The sequence below is a fragment of the Sulfolobus sp. B1 genome (assembly GCF_007050195.1).
GTDB lineage: Archaea > Thermoproteota > Thermoprotei_A > Sulfolobales > Sulfolobaceae > Saccharolobus.
Genome location: NZ_QIMI01000107.1, coordinates 1 through 5,672 on the forward strand (window position 1 = coordinate 1; position 5,672 = coordinate 5,672).

The window sequence follows — 5,672 nt, forward strand, 5'->3', positions numbered from 1 at the left end:
GCAGATGATGGCTTAAGTATTATGGGTAAAGAACACTTAGCAATAGCGTCCGTTTTAAAATTTCCTATATTTGTATTGATAACTAAAATTGACAAATACCCAGAAGAGAAGATAAAATCCATCATTACAGATATAAAGAATATTCTTAAAATTCCTGGAATTAATAGGTTAGCCTTAGAGGTTGAGGATGAAGATGATGTGATAAATGCTATATTGGCAATTAAATCGAAACGAGTTGTACCAATATTTAAGGTATCAAATGTTACTGGCAAAGGTTTAGATCTACTTATTAAATTCCTTCACTTACTTCCACCAGAGTCTGAAGCGTCTAGAGACATAGAGCCGCCATTAGTGTATATTGATGAGGTATATAATGTAACTGGAGTCGGTACAGTAGTTTTAGGGTCTGTGGTAAGAGGTAAGGTTAACATTAATGAGTCATTGATGATAGGGCCAAACAAGGCTGGTGAATTTAAAGAAGTAAGAGTAAAGAGCATTCAAGTTAACAGGATTTTCGTTGATTCCGTGTCTAGGGGTAATATAGCTACATTTGCAATCCAAGGTATTGATAAGGAAAGCCTTAGGAAAGGAATGGTTATGTTAAAAGGAAGCCCTAAAGTTATAAGGAGATTTAAGGCTAAGATATTCATTCTTCATCACCCAACTACCATAAGAGAAGGTTACGTAGCTACTCTTCACTCTTACACTATACGTCAAGCAGCCAGATTTGAAAAAATACAAAATAAAGTTTTGAGAACTGGTGATACTAGTGAGGTAATACTCTCCTTTTTATATAGACCGGAGTATTTAGAAAGAGGTCAGATATTCGTATTCAGAGAAGGTAGAACTAGAGGAGTAGGCATGGTTTTAGAGCCGTTATAAAAAGCAGAGAGAATTTTTGGAATATGTATCATATTATCATTGTATTAAATAATTATTTAACGGTCAACTTAGCCTTCTTTAATGTAAAGGTGCATTGAAATTAAGGTATAATCTGATAAAAGAAAGACAAACCTCGTCCTTTTTTGCTGGGAGGAGGTCAGTTTCACAATTTCCAAGTATATTATTACGCGATATTACATCAAATATGATAAACTTGTTTGAAGTAAAAGCAAATTTATGATTGAATATTATTTATTTTAGATATGCTACATTCAATTATTTGCCTTGATATTTTTTCGGCTTCTGTATCTATATACTTTTTCAAACTGTTTGCCAAAGGACCTTCAACACTGTAATCTGCCTTCCAATTAATCTTATTCTGCTCGAGCAAAAGGATGGTAGATATTGTTGCAGCTATTCCTGGACCTTCAATTGAAATTATCGTATTAACTTTATTTTCGTTTACCTCATGTTTTTTTATCATTCCATTCAATTGAACAGTTAAAAAGGAAAATTTTACCCTAGCCTTAAAGTAATTTCCGTTTATCTCTTCTACATTAGGTATACATTGGATTAGATTCTGTTGATTAGAAAAAAAAATCTTTAGCCTTCTCTAAATTATTTAATTTCACCTCTCCTTCTATTTGCATTACTTTAGCACCTTTTCTTTTATGCAAGAGAACAAGTCACTTATGATCTTTTCAACAGCACTTCCCATTAGTCTAGCCCCTACTGACGCTAATACTCCAGACACCCTTACGTCAGCAGAGTAGTTAAGTTTTCCATCTAATACCTCAACAAGAGCATCTATATCTACGTTACTATTCATTCCAGAACCTTTTGCCAATATCCTCCTCTTGGAATCGTCTATTTTTTCAAATTTTACATTAGCTTTATACTCTCCTTTTATGAATCCAATACCAGTTACTCCTACTAATTCATATCCGTCATCCTTTTTTGAAAAACTTTTCACTCCAGGAAAACATTGGGAGACTTGATCTGGGTTATCTAATAGTTTTATTATTTGATCTTTTGACGCATTTATGTCGACTGAACCCTCATATTTCATATTTAAGTTTTAGAATAAAGTAGTATTTATGAATATAGGGGTTGTTATTTTAGCTGCAGGAGAAGGGAAAAGGTTTGGTGGAAATAAATTATTAGCAAAGATAGATGGAGTCCCAATTATTTTGAAGACTATCAGTATATATGATAAATTAGAGAAAGTAATTGTAGTTGGAAAGTATGTTCAAGATCTTATATCAATATTGTTAGACCAAGTCGTAATTTATAATCCGAACTGGATGGAAGGAATTAGTAGTTCAATTAAGTTAGGTGTAAAAATGTTTAACGATTATGATGGAGTTCTTTTTGCGTTAGCTGATATGCCTTACGTTACGAGGGAGGATGTAATGAAAATCTTAAATTCGTTTAAACCAGGCTGTAAAGTCGTTATCCCAGTTCATAAAGGTAAGAGAGGAAATCCTGTGTTAATTTCCAAGGAATTGTTTCCAGAACTAAATAAGTTAAGTGGAGATGTAGGGGCTAGAATCATATTGGAAAAATTAAGTGAAAGAGAGATATGCCTTGCAGAATGTGGAAAAGGTATTCTAATAGATATTGATAAAAAAGAGGATCTAATGAGCTTTAGGGATTTCCATCCTTAGTTTTTGTGATGCTAATTTTATTGCTTCAACGATGTTTTGATAACCAGTGCATCTACATAAGTTTCCAGAAATTCCCTCTCTTATCTCTTCCTCAGTTGGATTTGGATTCTGCTTCAATAACCAATAAGCTTCCATTATCATACCCGGAGTACAATAACCACATTGTAATCCATGCTTTTCCCAGAAAGCTTCTTGAATAGGGTGAAGCTTACCATCCTTGGACAAGCCCTCTATAGTTAATATCTCAGCTCCATCAGCTTCAACTGCTAATAACGTGCATGATTTGACACTTCTTCCATTTAGTATTACCGTACAGGCACCACAATTACTTGTGTCACATCCAATGTGCACTCCAGTAAAGCCTAGTTCTCTTAAAACGTGAACTAATAATCTCCTGGGCTCGGTCTCTGTTTCATACTCTTGACCATTTATTTTTAGATGGATTTTTACTTTTTGATCTTTTTCAAATACCTTCATTTTCTTCACCTATTTAATGCAGATAATATAGCTCTCTTAGTCATAACTTTAACCATTTTCTTTTTATATTCAGCTGATCCTCTTATGTCAGAGGTTGGATTAGCGTATTTAATTGCCGCATTTGAAGCGTCCTCTATTAATTTCTCAGATATTTTACCTGACATCAAAATTTTCTCACTTTCAGCAGCTCTAACGGGTACATTGTTTACAGCAGTTAACCCTATCCTAGCATCCTCAATCATATCGCCATTAACTTTTAGCAATACTGCTACTCCTACAATAGCGAAATCTCCTGCCCTTCTCTCTAACTTCTGATACGAATATTTATATTCCTTTAGGTTAGGTATTTCAATCTCTGTGACTAATTCTCCTTGATTTAAATCAGGCGTATACATATCTTTTGCAAAGGAAGAGAATTTCTCCTCTCTCCCACCTTTACTATTAGCTATTTTTACTTTAGCATCTAACGCAATTAATGCAGCTGGATAGTCCGCAGTTGGGTCTAAGTGGGATATACTTCCTCCTATAGTACCCATATTTCTGACTTGTGGATCAGCTATTTTTGACGCTGTTTCGCTTAGCAATGGTATATTAGCCTTCATAATATCATAATGAGTCATTGTAGCGCCTATTTTTATTGCGTTTCCTTCACTTTTTATGTAATGCAATTCTGGAAGTCTCCTTATTTCAACTAAGTATGATGGTCTTAATATCCTTAGCTTCAACATTGGTATTAAGCTATGTCCTCCAGCTAATGGTCTAGAGTTCTCATGAGTTTCAAGGAACTCAATGGCTTCTTTCACGTTATCCGGTATTACATATCCAATCTTTGGCGGGTACACATGGATAATATTATTTAGTCACTTATATACTTAGCTCATGAATCTTTAAAACGCAAACTAAAATCTCAAACTTCTCTAGTATAATTAAAAATCATAGAGCATATAAAATTATTTTTTTGCAATATATTTTTCTGGTCTCTTCTTAAACTCTGCCATACACATTGGATTGTCGAAATAGTAAGTATTACCCTTATAAGTGTAAGTATAGGCTTTTCCTCTAATCTCTTCTCCACACACAGTACACTTCATATTTGATCACTTAAATTTCCATAAGTATTCCCTTAATTTAACAACTTCTCCTATTACTATCACGGCTGGAGACCTAACTTCATCTTGTTTTGCAATATTCTCTAAATCTTTAAGCTTCCCTAATAACACTCTCTGATTAGGAGTAGTACCGTTTTCTATTATCGCAAATGGTTCGTTCTCATCTCTGATTTTAATAAGCATTTTCGCTAATTCGTCTATTTTTCGTATACCCATTAAAATAACTAAGGTACCCTTTTTTGGAATATAACTAGAATCTATTAGTTCATCTTCAGCTCTAGTTCCAGAAATTACTGTAAACCCGCTTGAGTACAATCTGCTAGTTACTGGAATACCTGCATAAGCGGGCACAGCTATCGCACTAGTTATTCCGGGCACTATCTCGCATTCTATTCCTTTTGATATGACATAGATACATTCCTCCTCTCCTCTGCCAAAGACGTAAGGATCTCCTCCTTTTAGTCTTACGACTATCTTGCCCTCTAATGCTTTTTTCACTAACGTCTGATTTATCTCATCTTGAATAACGTAATCCCCAATACTTTTCCCAACATACAATTTTTCTGCCTCTCTTTTAGAGTAATTTAATAGCTCTTTAGAAATAAGCCTGTCGTAAAGAATAACGTCTGCCATCTGTAGTAGTCTAAGACCTTTAAGGGTAATTAACTCAGGATCACCCGGACCAGCACCTACAATATAAACCTTCCCTTTCATTAAATGACATTTACTTTTTTGAATATATAAATCGCAAATGCCGCACCTTCAGGAAACTTAATTGCATAAACTAGTAATATGATTGAGTTAAGTATATTTTGTGGTGGTATAGCAAATAGGTTAGATGCAACGTATAGTATTAGTAAAAAGAGAGTGTCTCCTGCAAATCCTAAACTATATAATATGATCTTCTCCGTAAAAGTTAAGGAGTTTATACTATAACCGACGAGGAATCCTCCTACGAATTCTGAGATGAACGAACATGCGAATAGCCACTCTAATTTAGTAGATATAATATATATTTGAGGGAGTAGCCATGGAATGATTAACGCTAGTGCAATAGTGATGAATAATGGCACTCTCTTTCGAAGTAGTAAGGAAACTATAGATACTTTCTCCTTATCCACTTCTACAAACTTATCTTGAGGAGTATTTGACATTAAAACATACCAACCTAATAGTCCTCCGGATATGATTGGACCTTGATATGAAAGCAATCTATCAATAGGATCTAGCAATATATATGCTACCGCTGACCCTATTAATATTGAAAAACCTAAATACTTTGATATGTTTAAAAAATTCATAAAAACTCCCTACTAGGGGAGGAATATTGTATATACTACCTTATCTTTTTCACTAGCTTTATTAACTAATCTTACTCCTTTCTCGTTCATAGCCGTTATCCACATATCCACTTGATCTTCTTGAACACCTCTTAATGCTATCACTTTAACTTCTTTATTTCCGCCTACCTCTAACCAAAACCTCAGTAGTCTAATTGACGGCGAGTCAGCCCCACATCTTGTATCAGCTTTAGTTA

The 5,672-nt window shown here is 34.3% G+C and carries 10 protein-coding genes; 2 read left to right on the top strand and 8 right to left on the bottom strand.

Translation table 11 applies throughout. The annotated features are described in order from the left end of the window. Positions 1-882: EF-Tu/IF-2/RF-3 family GTPase (locus DMP16_RS07415; protein ID WP_255446831.1), on the top strand; the 882-nt coding region annotated here is incomplete at its 5' end. Between the two features lie 235 nt (positions 883-1,117). Here the strand turns inward: DMP16_RS07415 and DMP16_RS07420 are convergent. After that, positions 1,118-1,483: an SRPBCC domain-containing protein gene (locus DMP16_RS07420; RefSeq protein WP_306416244.1), complete on the bottom strand. Its 366-nt coding sequence runs from the start codon at positions 1,481-1,483 to the stop codon at positions 1,118-1,120. Between the two features lie 48 nt (positions 1,484-1,531). Then, the gene (locus DMP16_RS07425; RefSeq protein WP_069284036.1) at positions 1,532-1,951 is read right to left on the bottom strand and encodes a CoxG family protein; all 420 of its coding nucleotides are present in this window, start codon (positions 1,949-1,951) and stop codon (positions 1,532-1,534) included. 28 nt (positions 1,952-1,979) lie between these two features. Between DMP16_RS07425 and DMP16_RS07430 the strand changes: the two genes are divergently transcribed. Beyond that, positions 1,980-2,549 carry a nucleotidyltransferase family protein gene (locus DMP16_RS07430; RefSeq protein ID WP_069284037.1) on the top strand — a complete coding sequence of 190 codons (570 nt, stop codon included), beginning with the start codon at positions 1,980-1,982 and terminating at the stop codon, positions 2,547-2,549. Here the strand turns inward: DMP16_RS07430 and cutC are convergent. From cutC to DMP16_RS07460, 6 genes are all read right to left on the bottom strand, one after another. Then, positions 2,520-3,026 (bottom strand): glyceraldehyde dehydrogenase subunit gamma, encoded by a 507-nt coding sequence (gene cutC / locus DMP16_RS07435; protein ID WP_069284735.1) that lies wholly within the window; start codon positions 3,024-3,026, stop codon positions 2,520-2,522. The genes DMP16_RS07430 and cutC overlap by 30 nt on opposite strands. A gap of 5 nt (positions 3,027-3,031) precedes the next feature. Then, positions 3,032-3,868, bottom strand: a complete 837-nt coding sequence (gene cutB, locus DMP16_RS07440) for a glyceraldehyde dehydrogenase subunit beta (protein WP_069284038.1) — start codon at positions 3,866-3,868, stop codon at positions 3,032-3,034. A gap of 108 nt (positions 3,869-3,976) precedes the next feature. Beyond that, positions 3,977-4,117 (bottom strand): YHS domain-containing protein, encoded by a 141-nt coding sequence (locus DMP16_RS07445; RefSeq protein WP_069284039.1) that lies wholly within the window; start codon positions 4,115-4,117, stop codon positions 3,977-3,979. Between the two features lie 6 nt (positions 4,118-4,123). Next, the gene (gene cobA, locus DMP16_RS07450) at positions 4,124-4,849 is read right to left on the bottom strand and encodes a uroporphyrinogen-III C-methyltransferase (protein WP_069284040.1); all 726 of its coding nucleotides are present in this window, start codon (positions 4,847-4,849) and stop codon (positions 4,124-4,126) included. Further along, on the bottom strand, positions 4,849-5,436 hold the full coding sequence (locus DMP16_RS07455; protein WP_069284041.1) for a DUF1404 family protein: 588 nt from the start codon (positions 5,434-5,436) through the stop codon (positions 4,849-4,851). The genes cobA and DMP16_RS07455 overlap by 1 nt, the downstream gene beginning before the upstream one ends. Positions 5,437-5,448: 12 nt before the next feature. Continuing rightward, positions 5,449-5,672, bottom strand: a 224-nt coding sequence (locus DMP16_RS07460; RefSeq protein WP_143577043.1) for a hypothetical protein, incomplete at its 5' end; no start/stop codon positions are given.